Below are 23,226 nucleotides of genomic sequence, written 5' to 3'. Positions count from 1 at the left end.
ATTGACCTCCCCTCATAATCTATAAATAAATTTATATATTCGCTATTATAAATAATCTTTTAAACTCTTATCTTTATAAGCTTCTAAATATTTTTTATACTTATCTTCTTCTTCTTTGTTCAGATTTATATCAGTATTAATTCTTTCTAATGGTTTTAATTTTTCATAATAATTATTTACGATATAATAAAATATATACTTTGATGCCATATTTAAAAAATGCGCTATTACTAAATAATTTGGATTATCCTTTATCATATTATTTTTAACAGCATTCCAAAACAATAGTTCTAGTATTCTTATATCTATTCTTACCCCATTTAATAGCTTTATAATATTATCATCTACTGAAGAAAAATCAATAAAATAATTTAACCTCTTGAGTCCTTCTTTTTCTAACCTCTCGGCTTCTAACTCTAAATGCACTACATACTTTAAATATTTTATATTTTCCTCTGGATTTGATATTAAATAATATATATTTTCTAAAAATGATCTAATTATATTGATATATTCATTATTTATCTTTGGAAATTCATTTAATATCTTTTCTATATACTCATAAAATAAAAAGAGATCTATTGCCCTGGCTTTTCTTATATAAGCTTTTTCTATTATATTATATGTATAAAAATTTTTTTTATCTGGATCATTTTTAGGATTCATAATTCTATATAACAAAAAATATTATTATTTTTTATTATAATATATAAATATCGATTTTCATCTTTATATATTACCTGACAAAATAGTTTAATAATCTTTCTTCTATATTACAGATTAAGGATTAATAATTAGTATATACTTTTTTGCTTCATCTTTCTAATAGATTTACTATAATATAACTTAATTGCTTTTTTTATATCTTCATCAGATAAACTAAAATTATAATATTTGTATAATTCATCTTTATTGTTTATTAACCGATCTATTGGTATTATTATGTTCTCATATAATCTTTTAAATTTCTCTGTCGTCTTAATATAAAGAGGTCCTTTAAAACATTCTAATTTTATTATATTCGAAACCTCTAATAATAATTTTATATCTTTATAATAACTCATCTTAATCTTGTGTTCTTTCATCTTTTCCCATAATTCCTTTAATCTAATCATATCATATCTGTCTAAATCTTCTAAGAATGACTTTATAGACTTTCTTTTAGATAAATAAAAATTTATAGATCTAGCAAGATCTTTATTATGTAAATATTCTTTAAATTTATCCCTACATTCAAGTATATTACTCATATTTTCTATTGCTTGATGATCTATTTTTAAGATTGCAATTTTATAATTTGATTTATTTATTAGGCCAGTATATTTTAACCATTCAATTACCTGATATACAGAATCCTCATTTAATTTAAATTCTTTCATAATTTGATATCTATCTACTTGTGGATTTTCTCCTATATATTTTAAAATATAAAATTTTTCAGTAGCCTTTATAAACCCATCTAAATATTTTCTATCTTTAAAAATAGATCTAGAATCTATATCTAGCTCTACATATTTTTTTATAGAATATTTAAGAAATTCTTTAATATTAGTTCCGAAAGTAGTTATATAATATTCTTTATGTTCTTTTTCTAATAGATGCATATTTTCAAATCTTTTAAAATATTCTCTGTATGGATTATTAGTAGAGGGTTTAAGTCTAGCTAATTTTCCAGTATAATATTTATCTAATTTCTCCCTTATCTGTTCATAAACTATTTTATCTTTGATATTAGGATCATATAATATAAATGACAATGTCATAAGTACATTGTCTATAGATTTTAATATTATATTCAGCCGATCTTCCAATGGTAGGTTATAGAAATCATCTAATGTAAAATCTTTACTCATTAATAGATATTTATACAAAAATTAAAAAACATTACTTTTTAGTAGTAATAAAATATTAAAATTTATTTTCATAAATAGATAAAAAATGAAGGACGAGGAAATAAAATTATTAGCTAAATTATTATCTACAGATCCTGATTATTTAAAAATTATGGAACATTTAAAAATTGCTAATGTTGACTATATAAAAAATATAAATAAATATACAAAAATAGATATAGATAAAATACAAAAAATAATTCTAGAATTACTAGATTTAAAAATTGTTGAAGAAGTTCATCTAAAGACTGTGAAAAGAACTACAGCTAGATTAAAGAAACAATTTCAGGTTAGAATGCATCATACATATTATAGATTGACTAATTTAGGAAAATTAGTTTATAGATATTTAAGAGATAGTAAATAGGGAATATTTATAAAATTTTTTATAAGAAAAGTTTAATGAAATATTTAAGAACGGTTAGTGTGATAATAATGCTAATTTTTTTATATAAAATATTTCCTCAACAATTATTTGGATATAATATACAAAATGCTCCGAGTAATTATTTCCAACAATACAATTTACCACAAAATACAACAATTTTTTCTTTGGAAAATCCATATGGTAGTTCTTATAACAATATTTTTGAATTATTATCGAATTACTATGAATATTATAATATATCAATTAATTCTCCAGAATATTTGGATCTAAATCTAATTTCAAATAATCCAATACAATTTTATGTAATGACAGATTCCAATTATTATGATTTTGAGTATGGTTATAATTTTAGTTATATATACTATTATGATACAAATAATCTAGATACTCAATTATATCTCAATCAAGGAAATTATTATATTGTAATAGATAATAATGGATATAGTAATTCTTTTGTTCAATTTTTATATTCTCTTACACAAAATCCCATAAATCCTTATAGACCAATTGGAATTGCAGATTTAGGTATTAATTCTAATAATCTTGAAGGTTATACATATACAACTAACGAATTTATTGGTCAAATATATATAAATAATATTTCAGGTTCTGTAGATCAAGAATGTGATATCGGACCGTATGCTAGTAATGATGATTCAGAATCTATACAACTCAATGTTATGTTAGTAGATAATACATATAATGGTCTTCAATATTATTGGTTGCAAAATGTACTACAAATAAACAATACAGGAGGATATTATTATTTTGAAGATAATGTATGGAATGGAACCTCTTCTCCAAGTTTATTAAATAATAATAGTATCTATGGTTCTGGTGCAGTATATTTTAGTAATTTAAATAATGGATCTTATTATGTTTATAGTACATATGGTTATAATTTATCGTACCCATTAAATGCATTTTTAATCATAAACATTACCCAAAACAATTCTTATCCAGAAATACAATTTGGTTATAGTTTTGATGGACAAAATATAATTTGGTATGATAATGTAACCATATATGTACCTTCTATAAATTATAGTATTGTTGTAGAGCCATATCAAACACCCGAAGGGGCCTCAACAGATGCTGAATTGGTTGTTAGTGGTCCATATAATAGTTATTGTACATATATAAATAATATAAACGCTTATTTGTCTTTATACTTTCTATATGATTATAATGGACAAGAATATTTATCTCCAGTAGAAAATTTTTTTAATTATGGTATATCTACCGCAGAATCAGTTTCTAATGTAAATGTAAATTCATTAAATTATGGATCTGTAGAATTAAGTACCGGTAGCCAAGATATAGGACAATTAACTCCGGGAAATTATTATGAATTATTTATATATTATCCAAATAATGGTAGTTCATATGTGAATTATTACCCCTACGGACAAACTGTTAATTTAGATTTCCCAAATAGTTATTATATATCCCCTTATTATAGAATGTTCTTAGATGGTATAAATGCAAATGGTCAAAATTATAATAGTAATTATTTGTCATTTACTATGAATCAAAATTATTATATAATACCTAACTATATTTTACAGGATTTAGTTAATATTTATTCTCCATTTCAATTTTACTTAGATGGAAATTACTATAGTAGGAATATATCTATATGGGAAAACAATGGTACTATTTTAAACATTTACCTAAATAATATAAATCAAATATCTAATAATGAAAGATACTACTGTCAAAATAATACTTTACAATTTTATATAGATTCTCCAACTAGTATATATCTACTAGATTATTGTAATTTCCAATATTTAATAAATATTTATTCACCTTTCTCATATTATATAAATAATAATTATTATGATGAAAACGCATCTCTATGGTTTAACAATGGATCTACAATAAATATTTATTTTAATAACATTAATCAGATATCAAATAATGAAAGATATTATTGCCAAAATAACAATATAGATATAAATATAAACAATCCAGAAAATCTAAATCTATCAAATTATTGTAGTATACAAGATTTAATAAATATAAATACACCCTTTCTTATAAATATTACATTTTCTAATGGAACAACAACTACAGTAGGAAATACATCATTTTATTTAAATTATGGAGATTCATTTAAGATAGATCCTACAGAATATAAATATCTAAGATTGTTTACAAATACAATTTATTATGAAGATGGAGAAAGTGTTTTTGTTAATGGCTCTCAAAATATAACTATTCAATTTAATCAAGATATAGAAATAAATAACAATACATACTATTTCATATTCTTTATAATATTTGTTGCCGGTATATTAATATTCTATTGGTTTAAAAGATAAATATGGATCTAATATAAAAGTTAAGATAGTAAAATATTATATGCTATAGTACCCAGGTAATCCAGGAGGCTGTAGACCATCTTTACCAGGGTTCAAATCTCCTCCAAGGCTTATTAATTATTTGGATATTTATTATTATTTTCATCATTTAATAACATAGAATATAATAATAAAATTGGAGCTAAACTTGTTGACTCGTATAATACTTTTTTTATAGGTTTGTCTATATATCTTTTCTTAGTTTTTTCTTCTATATCGTAAATTATATCTATTAATCCTTTTAATGTAGTATTATACATAGAATTAACTAATATATTTACAATATCCCCATAACCTTTTACTAAAGACTTAATATTTGAATACTCGTCTCTTGAAATATTAAAATTACCAGTATTTATTATATATTTTATATATTTTTCTTTTGATAAATTATTTTTTGATATAATATAAGCAATTCCAGATCCAACATGATCATCAACTAAATGCCCAAAAGCTATGAAAGAAACATCATATACCATAGATGCTAATAATATTCCAAATAGTTAATTTGATATTATAGAACTAGATTTTTTATTATTATTTAATTTATAAAACTCATATATAATTGGATATTCTAATTTTATAAATTTCAAGGATGTAGTATATATCCTTTCTCTTTTTTCTAAATTAGTATCGGCAATAAGAAGCCCTATAGCTGTGGATCTAACAGGTTCATATAAAAGAGATTCTAAAGTTAAATTTAAATATTTAGATCCTGTTTGTAGTCTAATTACTATAATATCAACTCCCCTTATATATTCTACCAAACATATTTCTGAAAATTGATTTATATCTTTACAAAAAGCAGGTAAATAAATACCATTATTTATATTTAAATTATTTGTTGAATTATTAAAATTTATTTTACTAGATATTGTTACAATCCTTGTAGCTATGATATAATAAATAGAAAAATAAAAATTAATCAAATAAATAAATTTTCCATAATTTTAACAATATATAAAAAATTGATAAGTTTTGATAAACATATAATTATTAAGATATCTATAAGTTAAATCTTTTTAAATTGATTATCTACTTTAAAATAGAATTTTTAAGTCATATTATCTTCTAATCTTGCTATTACTAGATAAATATAGTGCTTCTTCCCCAATTTTATAGGAATTATCTTATTTTTAAAACCTAAATTCTCTAGAGCCATTATTAGAAAATCTATCTCTATTTTTTTATTATTGAATAGTTTTCTAAAATTTAAATTAAAACTATTAATCGTTAGGATAAAATATCCTTCTTTTTCAATTGAACTTCTAACATTACTTAGAAATGAATATATGTCTTTTATATATTCTAAAATATTAATAGCTAAAATTAGACCATATTTCTTATTGGATTTAAATTTCTCTGCTAGACCATCTATAAACTCAATTTTATTCCCATATCTATTTTTAAGAAAAAATATATAATCTGGATTAAGTTCTAATACATCGATAGTTCCAAATTTATCTAATAAGTTAGAAATAATTTTATCATATCTAGGATATATACATAAAACTGGACCTTTACAGCCTTCTATTGTTCCTTTAATATGATCTTCTATATTAATATCTGAAAGATTATAGATGGTGCCAGAATAAGAAAAGTAAGGGTAACTTATTAATGGCCTGGGGTCATTATTAGATAAGATATTATAAATTCTTTTGTAATTTCTATTAATTTTAGAAAGAAAAAACATTGCATCAAATACCCTCCAACCGAGATTTATTATAAATGGTAAATCATTAATTCTAAACCACCTAACTTCTATTAATTCATCCTTTGATTTAGGGATTGGGTTACCATTGTATTCTTCAATCAGGAAATAATGTTCTATTTCTAAATTACCCCAATGGACTGCATGATTCTTTGCACCTAAATATCTAATTTTATTTACATTTATATCTAATTCTTCTTTTAATTCCCTAATTACTGCTTCTTCAGGAGTTTCATCTTTCTCTATACCACCACCAGCTATCTCCCATAAGTTTGCTCCATTGCTTCTTTTTCTCAGATCTAGAAGAATCTTATCTTCTTTTAGTATTATACCAACTGCTCCGCCACCTTCCAAGCTCTTCATACCGTATATAATATTAATCAAAAATTAAAATTTTATTATATATCTTTAATTTTTCTTTTTATTTATAAAATTTATTTATTATTATTTTTTATTTTTCAGAAATTTCTTATAATTCTTTAATATCTTTCTCAAAACCCATTATTGTTGTTAAATATCCTTAATATTTATCAATATATATTTTTGGATTATCAATTAATAATTTTTTACTATCGCAAGCAATTAAAGGATATAATTTTACATGAAAATTAAATATACTTGTACCTTCGATAATAACTACAATTTTTTAATTAAAAAATAAATTGAAAATTGATATAATACTTTATAGCTATAGATTACTATTAAGAATTAAAATAAATTTATTAAAAATACTGGTATATTTTCTTTATCCAAAATGATAACATCTTTTGGATAATTTCTATGACTTTTACCTTCCTTTACTTCAACTTTTAAATTATTAGATATACAATCTACTTCATAAGAATTTTTATAATAATAAATCTCCCCATACTTTCTATATAAATGCTCTTGTACAATATTTTCATATAATGCACTTTCTAAATATTTTACATTACTCCATTCAGAGAATAATCTTAATAATAAAGGATCCCTAAAAAATATTTTTCTTTCTTTTCTATATAATATCTTCTTTCCTTCTACTAAAGGTGCAATATCTATTATATATAGATCTTTTAAGAATTCTATATAATTTTGCACTATTTTATATGAATAACCTGATGTATCTTTTGCAATGGTTCTATAGCTTAAAGAAGAAGGTAATTTTGGTATTAAGGATGAAAATATTTCTCTTATTATTTCCTCGCTTTTATTAAATCTTATAAATTCATTTATAAATCCCTTTAATATTTCTATAGAAGGCAAATTATTTAATATACTTAAGAATCCTCCAGTATCTAAATATTTATTAAATAATTCATTTATTTTGTCATAATCTTTTTTATAATCTTTTATTCCATGTAATTTTATATATTCCTTAAAATTTAATGGTAATACTTCTATGATCTTTCCTTTACCAATTCTTCCTGGAAATAATTCTATATCTTTTTTTACTTTTAATGAACTTGAGCCAGTAGTAATTACAATACTATCATTTAATTTTCCAGAATCAATTAACAATTTAATTGGTTTCCACCAATAATTTAAAGAAGAAACTTCATCTAAAATAAATATTCTTTCTTTATCCTTTTCTAAAAAATATAACAAATATTTTTCTAAATACTTAAAATTTGGAAATATTTCACAATCAATATATACTATTTTTTCATTATTTATTTTATTATTTTCTATTAATTTTTTTATTAATAATTTTAAACCTGTTGTTTTACCAATTTGCCTTGGTCCTATAACAAAATTTAAACTAAATGGTTCTAAAGAAATATTATCTATCCATTTTGGTATATAAATATATCTTGATCTTTTTAGTATATTTAAATGATAATCATGATCTTTCCAATTATCATTATCCCACCATGGGTTAATATCCCTTAAAATTTTAATATCCATGAGAAAATATTTTTCTCAAGTATTTATAAATTATGAGAACTTGAAGTTCTCAAGATTTATAAATGGGTAGGCTCTATTTTAAAAAATTCCATTTAAATCAGTTATGGAATAATACTACTAAATTGTTTGAAAAATAGAAATATAAAAGAGTTAAATATAAAGACATCATTGAATTATTATCAACATTTATTCAATATTTGATTTAATCGATAACGTATATACTTATACACTCAATAACCATTTATATAAAGGTACAAACTTAATATTTACATTATCTATAACTTTTGTATCTTCATAATCCCAAGTAATTATTAATAATTCAGGATTGTATTCCTTAAATAAATTATATCCTTTTAATAATGATCTTATTTCTCTTTTATCTATTTCATCATAATTATTAATATATGATACTTGTATTAATTGTTTTATATTATTTCCTTCTTTAATTAAAAAGTCTATTTCATGTTGTTGATAATCTTTGAAATAATATATCTCTAGATTTTTATTATAATAACTTTTTCTTCTAAATAATTCAATTGCAACAATATTCTCCATTAGTTTTCCAATATTATCTGGTAATACTTTATATCCTAATGATGTATAAAAACCTGTATCAATTGTATATATTTTTTTAGGAGATTTATTTATTTCTTTTAATTTAAATGAAAAATTATTTAAATATAAATAAAGTCTAACATCATTTAAATATTCTAAATACCTTTGAGCAGTTTTTACTGGTATACCATATTTTTTCTCCAAAGAATTATAAGTTATATAATTACCAACATTGGAAATAATAAATTTTGAAAGAAAATTTAAGTTTTCAATATTTTTTAATTTATATCTTAAAGCAACATCCTTTATAACAATAGTATTATAATAATTGATTAGAATTTCACTCCTCTTTTCTTTATTATTTTCCAATACAACTTCGGGGAATCCTCCAAAATTTATATATTCTCTTAATAATTCTTTCAACTTATTTAGATTTAATAAGTTATTAAAGTTTTTAAATACTAAAAATTCTTGAAAGCTTAATGAAAATATTTCAAAATTAATAGTCCTTCCAGATAATATTGTAGATATTTCCTTAGATAACAATTTTGCGCTACTTCCAGATAATATAATTATTGCTTCATTTTTTTCATTCAAAGATCTTACAAATCTCTCCCATCCTTCTATTTCTTGTACTTCATCCAAAATTATTACTGGTTTTATATTAGGTTTTACATAATCCTTATAAATATAATAAATTTTATTTAAAAATTCTAAATTTAATTTTTCAACAAATCCAGATTCTTCAAAGTTTACATATAATATATTATTTTTTCCATACTTATCACTTAATTTTTTTGCTATTTGCCTTAATATATATGATTTTCCAGATCTTCTTATTCCATATAGTACAATAATCTTATTTATACCTTCAATATATTCTACTATTTTATTTGATATATTCCTTTCTATACCTATATTTATACCAGATCCCCAAAAGTTCCATGATGATAATAATTCCAATATCTTATTCTCATTCATTATGTATATATATGACAAACTTTTTATTAAATCTTTGTCATGAATGTACTAAAATTTCTATAAAATTTCCTTATTATAGAGAAATTTTTAAGTAACACTCAAGATAAAGTAAAAATCTTTTTGTGGATATTAATATAGGGAGAAGAAAAATAGAAAGATTATATTGATAAATCTAAGATAAAAAAATAGAAAATAAATTTAATAAATTTAATTGTAGAAAAATATTAATTTCATCTGATAAAAATAACTTAGAATATTATCCAGAAAATATTGAAGTATCAGATATAAATGATATAATAAAGTTGGTAAAGAATGGCTATAGGTAATATGCAGAATTTATAAAATTTGCAAAATTTATAAAAAATGACTTTAACATATTATATATGAAAAAAGGAAAAAAGGAGAAAGTATTAATAGATCCTACGGAATTCGGTGAATATGCTAGAAAATTAATAGATGTTTTTTAAAAGAATATCCATATGTAATTTCCTTAAATCCAAAAAAACGTAAAGGAAACAAAAGAAATGGAAAATAAAGAATACATAATATAATAACTTTTTATTTAGATACTAATGAAATATTAAATATTTATGAGGATATTATAAATAGTGATAATAGAAATAAAGGAAAAATACGATTTTTTAAAGAAATAAGAAAAAATATACAAAAAAATAAAAATATAAAAGTAAGATATATAATATCTAAGATAACTTATTATGAAGTTGTAAACAAAATATTAATGGATAACATAGCAGAAATTTTAATAATAAATAAGAAAGTATCATTTAATACAATTAGGAAAAAATTTAAATATATTGGATCATATTACGGAAAATTAGGATCAAATGAAGATGAAATAAAAGATATATTAAATAAGAACATATTTGAAATATATAATATTATTAGAAAAAATATAATAGAACCTTTGAATATCGAAATATTAGAGGATATTTCAATAGAAAATCTTGATTTTAAGCGATTAAATGATTTTTTATATTATGGAATACATCTAGAAGATGCTATGCATTTACTTATAGCTTTAAAATATAAGGAAATTTATGGAGATAGAGTAATTTTTATAACAGAGGATGATGCATTATATTCTATTAGAGAAAGATTTAGAGAAAAATTTGATATAATTATTACTAAAGCTAATAAAGAGAAAATCTTAGAAATTATTAAAAACTAAATAAAAAATTTTATTTATGTATTAAGATAATAAAATATTAAAATTAAGGAAATTAAAATATTCTTTTACATAATTTATCAAAATCTTTATCATTTGATATTATTTTATCTATATTATAATATTTCATCGTAGCATAATGTATTGCATCTTCAAAATCTAATTCTTTTATATCTTTTGCAATTTTCGATATCTCTTCATTTAATGGTAATATATTTATTTTTAATTTTTTTAAATAATCAAAAATATTTTTATCTTTTGTTAAAAGATATAATAGCCAAACTGTTAATACGAAAGTATATAAATTATCAGTATATTATTTTATTAATTCTTTTGTACTATTTCCAAATTTTTCATCTACAGTAAAAAAAATAAAACAATATATTTACATCAATATAAACCATCATTCTTTAATATTTCTTTTGTTTTTTCTTCTATTTTTTTATCTATATCTTCACTTTTTATTTCAATATCTTTTAATATTCCATATAATTTTTCCATTTCATCATTATTATAAGGGATTAATATTATCTTATTATCTTCAACCTTTAGTATGAATTTTTTTGTTTTTAACTTTTCCCTTATATTTTTTGGTATATATAATCTATCTTCGGAATCTAATGTTATTATTTCTTACATGGAAAACTATAATTTTTTCATTTTATAAATTTTATAGAAATATATTAGTTTCCTCAAGGAAACGAATAGTTAATATATTCGTTTCCTATAATATACTAATATGATAGATAAAAAATTAATAGATATAAATGAATGGTGGTTATATAAGTATGTAAGACCTGATAAAAAGAAGGAATATAAAAGATAGATATTTAATAATATAATAAAATACATAGATTATAGACAAATAATAATTATAACTGGATTAAGGAGAGTTGGAAAGACAACATCAATATTTCAAATAATAGATTATTTATTGAATAAAAATATTGATCCAAAAAGAATTTTATATCTTTCATTTGATGAATATAAGGATATTGAACTATATGAATTATTAGATATATATACAAAGATTACAAATATTGATTGGAGGAAAGAAAAAATATATATTTTTCTTGATGAAATACAAAAATTAAAAGATTGGAGTTCAAAGATTAAATTTATTTATGATAATTTTACAAATATAAAAATATTTTTATCAGGTTCTTCAAGTTTATTAATAGAAAAGAATGCAATAGAAAATTTAGCAGGTAGATATTTTATTTTTGAATTACCAGTATTAAATATAAAAGAATATTATGAATTAAAAAATAATAAAATATTGGAAAATTATAATTTAGAAAAAAGAAATTTAGAATTAGAATTCAATAATTATTTATATAAACCATTTCCAGAAATTGTTAATTTTAATATAGAAGATTCCAGACAATATATAAAAGAAATAATAATTTCAAAAATTATTAAAGGAGATATTTTAGACATATTTGGAAATATTGATATAAATAATTTGGAAAAATTATTATATTTATTTTTATCAAAACCTGGTATGATATTAAATTTGGATAATTTATCGGGAGATTTAAATATGAGTAAGAAAACATTAGAAAAATATATAAAAATATTAGAATTTTCAAAATTAATTAAAATATTGAAAAATTTTAGACCATCAACTTTATCATCAAGTAGAAAGTTAAGGAAAGTTTATCCATATGATGTTAGTTTATCTTTATCCTTATTTAATGTTGATGAAAGTATATCATTTGAAACAAAAATAATAAATTATTTAGATTGTCAATATTATTGGAGAAAAAATAATAAAGAAATTGATTGTATTTTACTGAAAGAAAATAACATAATACCTATTGAAATAAAATATAAAAATAATATAAAGGATAATGATATTAAAAATTTGAAATATTTTCTAAATAAATATAATATAAAAAATGACTATGTAATTTATTTAGGAGAAAGTACTAAAATAGATAATATTAATCTAGTGAATTACCTAGACTTATTATATTATGGTTTAGAAGGTATATTTGGTTACCATTTATAAAATAAAACTTATAAATAATATAATGGATTTTGACGATTCTAGTACTTTAATAATTATTCCCGCATATAATGAGGAAAAGAGAATATCAAAGTGTTTGGATAAATATATAAAAACAGGTTTTCATATATTGGTAGTATTTGATGGAAATGATAATACAGATAAAATTGTTCTAGAATATTCAAAAAAATATAAAAATATACATTTATTAAAATTTGAAAATAAATTGGGAAAAGGTGGAGCAATAATTGAGGGGATAAAATGGGGATTAAAAAATAAATACAAATATTTTATTTTATCTGATGCTGATGCTTCGATAGATTATTTAGGAATTAAAAAAATAAGAGAAAAATTAAATAAATACGATTTTGTTTATACAAAAAGATTAATTAAAAATTATCCATTGTATAGAAAAATATTATCAAAGATATACGTTTTATTAAATTGGATTTTATTACCAGAAACATTATTGATCGATGATATACAAAGTGGGTATAAAGGATTTAATTATAGAACTGCATATTATTTTGTAAATAATTCAATTATAACAGGCTTTGCATATGATAGTAATATGTTTGTAGATGCATTTTATCATAGATCTTCAATTAATAAAATATATGTATATTGGAAATATGATGAAGAATCTATATTTATTAAAAAATTATTAAAAAATATTTCTGCAATGTTCTTTTCTTTAACTAAAATAAGAATTTATTATTCTCCATTTAGATTTATGTTAAATAAATTAAAACCTGCTGAAGGAAAAATATATTCAAAAGTAAAATGATATTTATATATAATTGGAGAGATAAAAAACATAGAAGATCTGATGGTGCAGAAACATATATTTTTAATATAATAAAATATTATTTTTTACATCAAAGAATAAAAACTTAAATAATTTTGAAGATTTGGAAAATATTAAAATACTAAGAGTTGGAATAAGATTATTTACCAACTTTAATATCTTTATTTTCAATATTTAAATTATTTAAATATAAACCAAAAATTGTTATTATGACATCTGTTGTTGAAGGATGGGAAATAAGTATTATTGAGGGAAATACATAATGGTTGTGTTTCTGTTGGTTTATAATGTAAGAGGATTAAGAGATTCTATAAAAAATAATTATCAATTTTTTAGTTGAAAATAATAATATAAAAGAATTAAGCCAAATAAAATTATTGAATTATTGACAAATAATGAATTATTTATTAAAATGAGTAAAAATGCAATTGAATATTATAAAAATTTCTCTTGGGATAAAAGTGCATTAAAATTTAAGAAAATAATTGATTTATATTTAGAGGGATTTAAATAATTGATCTAAATTTTACATTGAAATTTATCATATATTTAAAAATATAGAATAATTAATAGTTTAGATATGATAATAGAATTATCTGAGGATTCAAATACTGTAGGAAATAAAGCTGCAAATTTATATAAAGCAAAAAAAATGGGAATAAATGTTCCAAAATCCATTGTCCTACCTTATGATTCAATTAAAAAATATAATATTGAAGATATATTGAACGAATTAGAAAATAAATTAAAAGATTATCGTAGACCATTAATATTTAGAAGTTCTGCAAATTTAGAGGATTTGAAAGACTTATCTTTAGCAGGTGTATTCGAATCTATATTAAATATATATAATAGAGAAGATATGAAAAATGCAATAGAAAGAATATTAAATTCTTCAAAAAATGCTGAAAAATTCGGAATAAGAGATGTAAAGATGAATATATTAATACAGGAACAATTTACAAAAGGAAAATTTGGAGTAATTTTTGGATTCAATGATAAAATTATAATAGAAGTAACAGTAAATGATCCTACAGGTATAACATCTGGTAGAGCAAAAATAAGAGATCTTTACATAATTTATCCAGACAGTTATATATATTATAATGATAGAAATTGGAAAATATTATTTGATTATGAAATAAATAAAATAAGAGAAATTGATAAAATATTGAGAAAAATATATCATCCATATGATGCAGAATTTGTATTATATAAAGGAGATTTCTATTTATTACAAATAAGGCCATTAACAAGAAAAATAAATATAAGTAAAGCAAGTACATATGGTATTGGAGTTTCTTATGGAAAGATAATTGGGAGAGTAACATTTGACTATAATAATATTGGAAAAGATAAAATATTAGTAACAGATGAGTTAGCATATGATGATATATATTTAATTAATAAATTTGGTGGGATAATAATAGAATTAGGAAGTTTATTATCACATGTAGCGATTCATGCGAGAGAATATAATGTTCCAGCAATTGTTGGAATATCAAATAACATATTTAAAGAAGGCGAATTAATAGAAATTAATGGAGAAACTGGAGAAATAGGATTTTTGGAAAGGAAAGGTTTTGAATTACCAAAGATAAACAAAAATATTGAAGTATATAATCCAAGAAAGTTAGATTTGGTTATTATAGATAAATATGCTTTTTTAATTTATCCTAAAGATTCTTATAGGATCTTATTTTATAGAGATGAAAGAGGAATTGATAAATTAACAAAAATATCTGAAGATCCTTTGGTAGACGGAGGAGTAGATACTTGGCATACTTACTCAGTTATAAAAGAACTATCTTTAATAGATTCTGAGGTTAAAAATTATTATGAAAAGGCAATAGGATTAGTAGACAATAATGATATTAGTGGAATAAAGAATTTATATAAAGAATTAGAAGAAAAAATAAAAGGATATTATAAAATTGCTGAAAAAAGTAAAGATTTATATTATGCGCAAAAAACTTATGCTTTCATTAGGATACATAGTAATATTATTATATCCGAATACGGGCAAAAATTTGTGAACAATAAAGAATTTTTGGAATTTGTTAAAGAAACAGAAAAATATACCATACCAGAGTTAATTAAAATATATGATTTACTAGATGAAATATATAAAAAGTATAGGAAAAAAGGTATAGATAAAAAATATTATACATCTGATTTAGTATTATTAATTGATGTTGATAAATTATATTGAATATTTATAATAATAAGATAGATCCAATATAATGTTTCTGGATCTTTAAAATATGTAATGATTACAATGTATTTTTAATAAAATTTGCTATTTTAAAAGTCTTTTTATATTTAAAAATGAATAAGCTGTTATAGGTAATTATATGTTTTATATACTTTATAAATTTTCCACTTACTCACTTATTAGGTTAAAAAACATTATTATTATATAGAAAATGTCAATATACTAAATAATGGTTTATTGTTGTCTAATCACATTTTTGCATCAGGAACTGGTGAAATAACTATAAATATATCTAACATTAAAGATATTGATTATCTAGTAAGAAAATTAGGAGTTAAAGATAGATTTCCAGAAAACTTAGATAAAATATATAATGTAAGTTATAAAATAATTACTGATGACAATTATTTTAGAAAAATAGCAAATAGAGTTTACAGAAAATATAAAGATAAGATAGTTAAAGTTGAAAAAATAGATGAAAAAATAATATCTAGCGAGAAAGAAATAACTTATATTCTAAAATATCACAAAGAAGACAATACAATTGTTATTGACGAATTAGATATAATAAGAATTAAAGAGAATTTAATACCATATTTAGCGAAGATTTCTTTAGATATAAACATTGATTTATTTTATAGAGTATTGAATACAAAAGAAATAAATATAGAAGATAAAGATGAAAAAGAATTATTTTTCCTAGGATTAAAAGTTGGGATAGAACCATATTTTGCAATATCATTATTGTATAACTCTTTATATAAAAAAGATGAAAAATTCTTTGTAAAATATTTTGAATTTATAAATCATTTAGCGAAGAGTGTTAATGAAATAATTGGATATAAACCACATACTAGAGAATTGTCTACAGATGAATTAATTGAAGTTTTAAATACATTAGAAGAAATAAAAAATGAATGATAAAATATATTATGATACGTCAACTATTATTATATTTTTATATAATAATGATAAACTAAAAAATAATAAATATTATCCGAAGAAAAAAGATTCGTATACAAGTTTATTTGGTCTTGAAGAATCTTTACATGTTTTATTTAATAAAGGAGAATATAAGGAATTTTATCCCAGATAAAAATATAAAAGAAGTTTATGAAGTATTCTTGAAAGACTTTTTTAATATGTTTGAATTAATTAGTTATGATACAAATATATAGAAATAATTAGTAATAAAAAGGCTGAAAGATCCAGAGAAGAAGATGATGAGGAAAGAATTCCGAAAACTATGGATTTTATTGAAAAAATTATTATATTAAATGGAGATCTTAATAGTAATAACTATATGAATGAGTCAAATATTATTGAATTAAAATAATGCATATATTTTTTCTATATAATCTTGATTTTCTACAGGTATATATGTTCCTTCCCATTTAATATTTCTTATTGCAAATTGTTCTTCTACTTTATTTATAATTTCTAGATCTTGATTTAAATTTAATTTTGAATTATTTGAAAACTTGACGAATATAATTCTATCAGTATTTAAATCTAATAAATCTGTAAAATTATAGAATATTCTAAATTCCCAAATATCTTTACTAAATAATAATCCATGTACATCTTGCAAAACCAAACATGGACCATTAATTAACCAAGACCATAAATTCATGAATTCATTTTTATCTTGTATATAAATTGTTATTGTTTTTTCATCAAAAACAATCACCTTTTTATCATCAATATGTTTAATTAAATCAAACCAATATTTTGATATTTTTTCAAAAATATTATCTCCTTTATATTCTTCCAATAGCTTTTCTATTTTCATAAATGAATTTTGATTTTGTTTATTTATAAATCTTCACTTTAAATATGTGTAGACAATTATATAACATTATATAAATTTGTTAAATAAATTTAAATAAAAATATTATATAAAGTTATTTAATTTCTTCATTGAGGGATACAAATCATACATTATACTTATTACACTCATAACTTACAACACTTGTACAATATATTGTTTTCTAGTGTGCATTATATTATGGGAATATATTATCTATAAAGTTATATATTATATAGAACGTTAAAAATTTTTTAATGTCCTTTAGCGTATATAATATTATATCCTTATAATTCTTACAAACTTAATATAGGTATGAATAATGGCCCTTTAATATCAGTTATTATACCAACATTAAATTCTGAAGATATAATAATTATGAAATAATAATCGTAGATGGATATTCCAAAGATAAAACAATAGAAATTGCAAAAGAATGTAATGCAAAAATTATACAAGATAATGGAAAACCATTTTATGCAAGATATATTCGATTTAAAAATAGTTCTAGAGATATAATTTTATTTTTAGATTCAGATCAAATAATAATAAGAGATAATTTATTTGATGATATTTTAGATAATATAAAAAACATGATTATTTAATATTAGAAGAAAAAAGTTATAATCCAAAAACATTTACTGAAAAATTATTTGATTCTGATAGAAAGTTATTGCATATATTATTTAATGGCTATAAAGATCCATGTAAAATTGCAGTTGCCCAAGAGTATTTAAAAGAGAAATATTGGAAAAAGCATATAATAATATCCCAATAAAAGTAATGAAAAATGTATGAGCTTTGGATGATGCTATATTGTTTTATGAAATATTAAAGATATCAAAAAATGTTGGGATAATTTATGATGCATTATATCATAAAGAAATAGATTCTATTATCGGAGTAAAAAATTATAAATATGGAACAAATACAAAAGAGTTTTTAAATGAATTTAAAGAATTAGAAAAAGATAAAAGATATAAAGAAAAGGTTAATGAATATTTAAATTTAATAAAAAAGAGACAGAGTTTTAGAAAAGCTAATTGGAAATATCCTAAATTAATAATTAAAAGTTATATTTAATGATATTGTAAGGTATTGGATATTTTATTGGAAGAATTAAATAATATTTTTTAAGTTACTTATTGTTGTATTAATAAAAATAGTTAAAAATTTTTTTATTATTTTTTCTTATGATGATTGAAGATTATATTGATTTCGTAAAATATTCGCTAAGACATCCCATATTAGGATTGAAGCTTTTTTTAAATGTAGCTATACTTAAGAGGGATTATATTAAAGTGAAAAATATAAATCTATATAAAGGAACCTTTTATTATTTTATGAAAGAATATATCTCATTCAAAGATATTGAAAAAATAATTTCTCCAGACGAATATATAGTTAATATAAAAAACTTGGGAAAATTTTATATTAAAAATAGACTTGTGATACTATTAATTAAACAGCTATTTGATTATGATATCTTAAATGTTCAAGATAAAGTAGTATTAGATATAGGAGCATATGTGGGAGATAGCGCAATATATTTTATTAGAAGAGGAGCAAAGAAAGTATATACATATGAAGCAGTAAAGGAAACATATAATATATTGATAAAAAATATAGAATTAAATAATTTAAAAGATAAAATTATACCAATAAATAAAGGAATAGATTGTAATAAAGGAGAAAATTATATTAATTTAAGTTATGGATCAACAGGATTGGAAATTGGTAATGAAAAAATAGAAACAATATCAATAAAAGATGTATTTGAAGAAATATATAATAAAGAAGGATAATTTGTAACAAAAATAGATTGTGAGGGATGTGAGTATTCTTTATTATGTTTACCAGATAATGTATTAAAATATTCAAAAGAATATGTAATTGAAATACATGGTTCTCCTCAATTAATTATATCTAAATTCTTAAGAAATGGATATAAAGTAAAAAGAATTGATAAAGGAAAAGAATGGTATTTAGGAGTATATTATTTTTATTAAAATGGTAAAAATATTCTTTTATATATTACAAGAGAATTCTCCTCTTAGTGGAGTTACAAGACCATTTATAAATATCTAAATACTATTGTAGAAACTATAAGAATAAAAGACCGTATAATGATATTTTCAGAAAAATGATATTATATAAATATGCAATTCTATCCCATCCTAATAGCGCTACAATTTATATCAGTACACAAGTATAAATTATTCTAATATATAATTATGGATTATATAAATTCATTAACCAGTATTTCTACTATATTTTTCCAGCATGATTAATTAACTTCTAATGAATATATAATCGTAACAACTTATTAACTATTTCAAATAGTATATATAACTATTATCCCGTATAATAATAATATTCATATATTTTTAATATTTAATAAAATAAATTAATAAATTAAATCAAAATTTATATTGATTTATAAAAATATATATAATAATGACAGAAACTGTAATAGTAAAAGACAATCTTCCTAGTTCTTTTAGTTTTATATTAGTGGATATTTTATCAGAAATAGAAAATAAAGATATATTAGATCAGTTTTTAGAAAATTTGTTAAAAAAAGAAAATCTAATAGATGCTATAAAAAATAATTTATATTTTTTCTTAATTATCTTTCTTACAATAATATTAAAAACAAAAATTACTATTTTAAATATAGATAGAAAAATGATAGAAAATAAATATGATAAAATATTACCAAATATTCAAGATAAATTGGAAAGAGATATGCTAAAAATAATATTTGATATAGATCTATTAAAGTATGATTATTTAGAAAAATTTGGATTACAAGAATATATTAAAAAATTCTTTGAAAAACCAGAATTACAAAAGATATTAATAGATAAACAATTAGAAATTATGATATTGTATTTGTTATATAAGAAAAATAAAGAAAGAGTATTAAAATATGATCAATATATTAAAGATCTATTAAATGAAACAGATTTATCTTTATGGTATCTATATGATGATTTAATTGATTATGTATCTGATAAGGAAGAAAGGGAAATAGAAGAAATATTAAAAAAGGAGGATTTAAAGAATATGAAATTTGTAGAATATGAATTATAATAAATGGAGAATATATTTTAAAGAAGATGTAAATAAATTTTTAAATGATTCTAATAATAAACAAATAAAGGGAAGATTAAATGAAAAATTAAAAGAAATATTGGAATATTTAAATAAAGGAGAAAGAAACTTATATAAAATATTTGATATAAAGAAACTAAAACTAAAAAGTTTTGAATTAGAATTATGTAGGTTAAGAATAGGAGACTTTAGAATTATACTAGATATTGATTATTAAAAATAAGGTAATAAATATAATTAATATAGGTCATAGGGGAAAAATGTATAAATAATTTTTTTTAATATTTTTTATGAATATTAATAGAAATATATTAAATAGGTTACTACCATTCATACCAGGAGCATATGCATTTTCTGTTCAATATTCATCAACAAACACCACTAATATATCAACAGTTACAACTACAAATGTAACTAAAGCAACACCACCAACGGTAACTAATGTAACAAATTTAACAACAAATATAACCCAAACGCTTTCATATTTTTTATTAAGCTTGTATTGTGTAGATAAAATATTTTATCATTATCTTTATATTTCCATTATTCCTATAATATTCCCAAGGTAATAAACTATCATAATATATTTATAAGGTATTAAGATCCTCCTTCGTTAATAACTTTATAAAAAATTTGGAAGATTTATTAAAATTTTATGTTCTAAAAATAATTATAAGAAAAGTTTTTATTTAGTTATAAATTCTTTTTCTACATAGCTTTGTAGTAATTTTGGTATTAATATTCTATTATTCTTATAATCATAATTATTTTCTAATATGCATGTTATTGTTCTTTGTAATGCAGTCAATGTACAATTTAATGTATGTACATAATCTAGATCATTATCTTTTTTTCGATATCTTATATTGGATCTTCTAGATTGCCAATCTGTAACATTAGATCCGGATACTAGTTCTCTATATTTTTGCTGTCCAGGGAACCATCCTTCTATATCATATTGTTTATAATTTCTTTTTCCCATATCTTTAGAAGCTATAATAATTCTTCTATATGGTATATTTAATTTTTCAAAGAATTCTTCAGAATTATTTATTAATTCTTGATGATATTTTTCTGAATCTTCTGGTTTACAAAATATATATTGTTCTACTTTATGAAATTGATGTAATCTAAATAATCCTTTTGTATCTTTTCCATGTGAACCTGCTTCTTTTCTAAAACATGGACTCCAACCTATAATTTTTATCGGTAAATCTTTTTCTTCAATTATTGTATTATAATATAATGCAGTTATAGGATGCTCTGCTGTACCTATTAAATATAAATCTTCTCCATCAATTTTATACATCATATCTGCAAAATCATCCAAAGTAATAATACCATCTAATACATCTCTTTTTAACATGTATGGCGGTATAGTAAATTTATATCCTTTATTTATCATATATTTTATTCCTTCCATGCTTAATGCTAAATCTAATAATGATAATATATTAAACTCATAGTAAAATCTTGATCCTGCAACTTCACCTGCAATATCAGTATCTGCTAAATTAAAATCTCTTAATATATCATATTGATGTTTTAATTCATGATCTATTTTTTTATATACTACTATTTTATCTTGATTTAATTTTTCAAAATCTATTATATCATTAAAACTAATTTCTTTAAAATCTTCCTTATCTTCTAATATTTTATTTATTTCATTTAATAATTCTTTATTTTTAATATATCTTTCTGCTAATTCATTTAATTCAATTATCTTCCATCCAAATTTTTCAGTTTGTTCTTTAAATAAATCTATATCATATACTCTAGGAACTCCCCAAAATCTTATTGGAGTATTTAAAGACTCATCACCTATAGGTACTTCTGAAGATAATATATTTGGAAAGGACCATAATAAATCTATTAAATTATCTTCTGTATTTTTATAGGTTTCTTCTAATTTACTTATATCTACATCTATATTTTTTATATCTTCTTGCAATTTGTTTAAAAATTCTCTATCTATATTTCCTTCGTGTATATCATATCCTAAATTTATTGCGTTTTTAATAAAATCTTCTTTTGATATATTATTATTTAAATATCTTAATGCAAAACCATACAACTTTGATAATATATTTTTCTTATTTTTTAATTTATCGACATCCCTTTGCAATTCTTTCCTTTTATTATCTAATTCTATTGCTATATCTACTTTGCTTTCATCTAAGCCTCTTTTTCTAAATACTTCCCTATATAATTCTTTATTTTCTCTTAAAAAATTTAAATCAATTGGAAACCCCATTTGACCGATATACCATTATATATTAATAAATTTATCCTTTTTTAAAGT

General features: G+C 20.7%; 23 protein-coding genes and 1 pseudogene. 14 read left to right on the top strand and 10 right to left on the bottom strand.

The window, feature by feature from the left end; genetic code table 11:
• Positions 1-45: 45 nt before the first annotated feature.
• Together MJ2HA_RS01800 and MJ2HA_RS01795 are read right to left on the bottom strand one after the other, a co-directional pair.
• Positions 46-666: a hypothetical protein gene (locus MJ2HA_RS01800; protein WP_258393554.1), complete on the bottom strand. Its 621-nt coding sequence runs from the start codon at positions 664-666 to the stop codon at positions 46-48.
• Between the two features lie 128 nt (positions 667-794).
• The gene (locus MJ2HA_RS01795) at positions 795-1,853 is read right to left on the bottom strand and encodes a hypothetical protein (RefSeq protein WP_258393553.1); all 1,059 of its coding nucleotides are present in this window, start codon (positions 1,851-1,853) and stop codon (positions 795-797) included.
• A gap of 85 nt (positions 1,854-1,938) precedes the next feature.
• Here MJ2HA_RS01795 and MJ2HA_RS01790 point away from each other — a divergent pair, with 85 nt between their 5' ends.
• Together MJ2HA_RS01790 and MJ2HA_RS01785 are read left to right on the top strand one after the other, a co-directional pair.
• Positions 1,939-2,259, top strand: a complete 321-nt coding sequence (locus tag MJ2HA_RS01790; protein WP_258393552.1) for a DUF2250 domain-containing protein — start codon at positions 1,939-1,941, stop codon at positions 2,257-2,259.
• A 35-nt stretch (positions 2,260-2,294) separates the two neighbouring features.
• On the top strand, positions 2,295-4,607 hold the full coding sequence (locus MJ2HA_RS01785; protein WP_258393551.1) for a thermopsin family protease: 2,313 nt from the start codon (positions 2,295-2,297) through the stop codon (positions 4,605-4,607).
• Positions 4,608-4,720: 113 nt separating this feature from the next.
• On the opposite strand, the gene MJ2HA_RS01780 is transcribed toward MJ2HA_RS01785, so the two are convergent.
• The 5 genes from MJ2HA_RS01780 to MJ2HA_RS01760 all read right to left on the bottom strand — a co-directional run bounded on the left by MJ2HA_RS01780 (position 4,721) and on the right by MJ2HA_RS01760 (position 9,777).
• On the bottom strand, positions 4,721-5,125 hold the full coding sequence (locus tag MJ2HA_RS01780; RefSeq protein WP_258393550.1) for a hypothetical protein: 405 nt from the start codon (positions 5,123-5,125) through the stop codon (positions 4,721-4,723).
• Between the two features lie 24 nt (positions 5,126-5,149).
• Positions 5,150-5,575: a hypothetical protein gene (locus tag MJ2HA_RS01775; protein WP_258393549.1), complete on the bottom strand. Its 426-nt coding sequence runs from the start codon at positions 5,573-5,575 to the stop codon at positions 5,150-5,152.
• Between the two features lie 125 nt (positions 5,576-5,700).
• The gene (locus MJ2HA_RS01770) at positions 5,701-6,720 is read right to left on the bottom strand and encodes an NUDIX hydrolase (protein WP_258393548.1); all 1,020 of its coding nucleotides are present in this window, start codon (positions 6,718-6,720) and stop codon (positions 5,701-5,703) included.
• 345 nt (positions 6,721-7,065) lie between these two features.
• Positions 7,066-8,241, bottom strand: a complete 1,176-nt coding sequence (locus MJ2HA_RS01765) for an ATP-binding protein (RefSeq protein ID WP_258393547.1) — start codon at positions 8,239-8,241, stop codon at positions 7,066-7,068.
• Positions 8,242-8,463: 222 nt separating this feature from the next.
• Positions 8,464-9,777, bottom strand: a complete 1,314-nt coding sequence (locus tag MJ2HA_RS01760; RefSeq protein WP_258393546.1) for an ATP-binding protein — start codon at positions 9,775-9,777, stop codon at positions 8,464-8,466.
• A gap of 739 nt (positions 9,778-10,516) precedes the next feature.
• Between MJ2HA_RS01760 and MJ2HA_RS01755 the strand changes: the two genes are divergently transcribed.
• A complete protein-coding gene (locus tag MJ2HA_RS01755; RefSeq protein ID WP_258393545.1) occupies positions 10,517-10,966 on the top strand; it encodes a hypothetical protein in 450 nt (149 codons plus the stop codon).
• Between the two features lie 52 nt (positions 10,967-11,018).
• On the opposite strand, the gene MJ2HA_RS03865 is transcribed toward MJ2HA_RS01755, so the two are convergent.
• Positions 11,019-11,147 carry a type II toxin-antitoxin system VapC family toxin gene (locus tag MJ2HA_RS03865; protein ID WP_375140652.1) on the bottom strand — a complete coding sequence of 43 codons (129 nt, stop codon included), beginning with the start codon at positions 11,145-11,147 and terminating at the stop codon, positions 11,019-11,021.
• 642 nt (positions 11,148-11,789) lie between these two features.
• Between MJ2HA_RS03865 and MJ2HA_RS01750 the strand changes: the two genes are divergently transcribed.
• The 5 genes from MJ2HA_RS01750 to MJ2HA_RS01730 all read left to right on the top strand — a co-directional run bounded on the left by MJ2HA_RS01750 (position 11,790) and on the right by MJ2HA_RS01730 (position 17,093).
• Complete coding sequence (locus MJ2HA_RS01750) at positions 11,790-12,977, top strand: ATP-binding protein (RefSeq protein ID WP_310737118.1); 1,188 nt, start codon at positions 11,790-11,792, stop codon at positions 12,975-12,977.
• Between the two features lie 22 nt (positions 12,978-12,999).
• A complete protein-coding gene (locus tag MJ2HA_RS01745) occupies positions 13,000-13,761 on the top strand; it encodes a glycosyltransferase (protein WP_258393544.1) in 762 nt (253 codons plus the stop codon).
• Between the two features lie 601 nt (positions 13,762-14,362).
• Positions 14,363-15,994 carry a PEP/pyruvate-binding domain-containing protein gene (locus tag MJ2HA_RS01740; protein ID WP_258393543.1) on the top strand — a complete coding sequence of 544 codons (1,632 nt, stop codon included), beginning with the start codon at positions 14,363-14,365 and terminating at the stop codon, positions 15,992-15,994.
• A 243-nt stretch (positions 15,995-16,237) separates the two neighbouring features.
• Complete coding sequence (locus MJ2HA_RS01735; RefSeq protein ID WP_258393542.1) at positions 16,238-16,918, top strand: hypothetical protein; 681 nt, start codon at positions 16,238-16,240, stop codon at positions 16,916-16,918.
• Positions 16,911-17,093, top strand: a complete 183-nt coding sequence (locus MJ2HA_RS01730) for a hypothetical protein (RefSeq protein ID WP_258393541.1) — start codon at positions 16,911-16,913, stop codon at positions 17,091-17,093. Before MJ2HA_RS01735 ends, MJ2HA_RS01730 begins: the two co-directional genes overlap by 8 nt.
• A 231-nt stretch (positions 17,094-17,324) precedes the next feature.
• On the opposite strand, the gene MJ2HA_RS01725 is transcribed toward MJ2HA_RS01730, so the two are convergent.
• Positions 17,325-17,789 carry a hypothetical protein gene (locus tag MJ2HA_RS01725; protein ID WP_258393540.1) on the bottom strand — a complete coding sequence of 155 codons (465 nt, stop codon included), beginning with the start codon at positions 17,787-17,789 and terminating at the stop codon, positions 17,325-17,327.
• Positions 17,790-18,184: 395 nt separating this feature from the next.
• Between MJ2HA_RS01725 and MJ2HA_RS03860 the strand changes: the two are divergent.
• The 6 genes and pseudogenes from MJ2HA_RS03860 to MJ2HA_RS01700 all read left to right on the top strand — a co-directional run.
• A pseudogene (locus MJ2HA_RS03860) lies at positions 18,185-18,409 on the top strand (glycosyltransferase); the annotation flags it as partial.
• Between the two features lie 196 nt (positions 18,410-18,605).
• Entirely contained in the window at positions 18,606-18,887 is a 282-nt protein-coding gene (locus MJ2HA_RS01720) for a hypothetical protein (protein WP_258393539.1), read from the top strand.
• A gap of 113 nt (positions 18,888-19,000) precedes the next feature.
• Complete coding sequence (locus MJ2HA_RS01715) at positions 19,001-19,609, top strand: FkbM family methyltransferase (protein ID WP_258393538.1); 609 nt, start codon at positions 19,001-19,003, stop codon at positions 19,607-19,609.
• A gap of 652 nt (positions 19,610-20,261) precedes the next feature.
• Entirely contained in the window at positions 20,262-20,900 is a 639-nt protein-coding gene (locus MJ2HA_RS01710) for a hypothetical protein (RefSeq protein ID WP_258393537.1), read from the top strand.
• Positions 20,890-21,138, top strand: coding sequence for a type II toxin-antitoxin system RelE family toxin (locus MJ2HA_RS01705; RefSeq protein ID WP_258393536.1), 249 nt, complete (start codon positions 20,890-20,892; stop codon positions 21,136-21,138). Before MJ2HA_RS01710 ends, MJ2HA_RS01705 begins: the two co-directional genes overlap by 11 nt.
• Before the next feature lie 73 nt (positions 21,139-21,211).
• The gene (locus MJ2HA_RS01700; protein ID WP_258393535.1) at positions 21,212-21,490 is read left to right on the top strand and encodes a hypothetical protein; all 279 of its coding nucleotides are present in this window, start codon (positions 21,212-21,214) and stop codon (positions 21,488-21,490) included.
• Positions 21,491-21,606: 116 nt separating this feature from the next.
• Here the strand turns inward: MJ2HA_RS01700 and serS are convergent, their stop codons facing one another.
• On the bottom strand, positions 21,607-23,178 hold the full coding sequence (gene serS / locus MJ2HA_RS01695) for a serine--tRNA ligase (protein WP_258393534.1): 1,572 nt from the start codon (positions 23,176-23,178) through the stop codon (positions 21,607-21,609).
• Positions 23,179-23,226: the final 48 nt, after the last annotated feature.

Source organism: Nanobdella aerobiophila (assembly GCF_023169545.1).
GTDB lineage: Archaea > Nanobdellota > Nanobdellia > Nanobdellales > Nanobdellaceae > Nanobdella > Nanobdella aerobiophila.
This window is presented reverse-complemented; position numbering and strand designations above follow the sequence as displayed.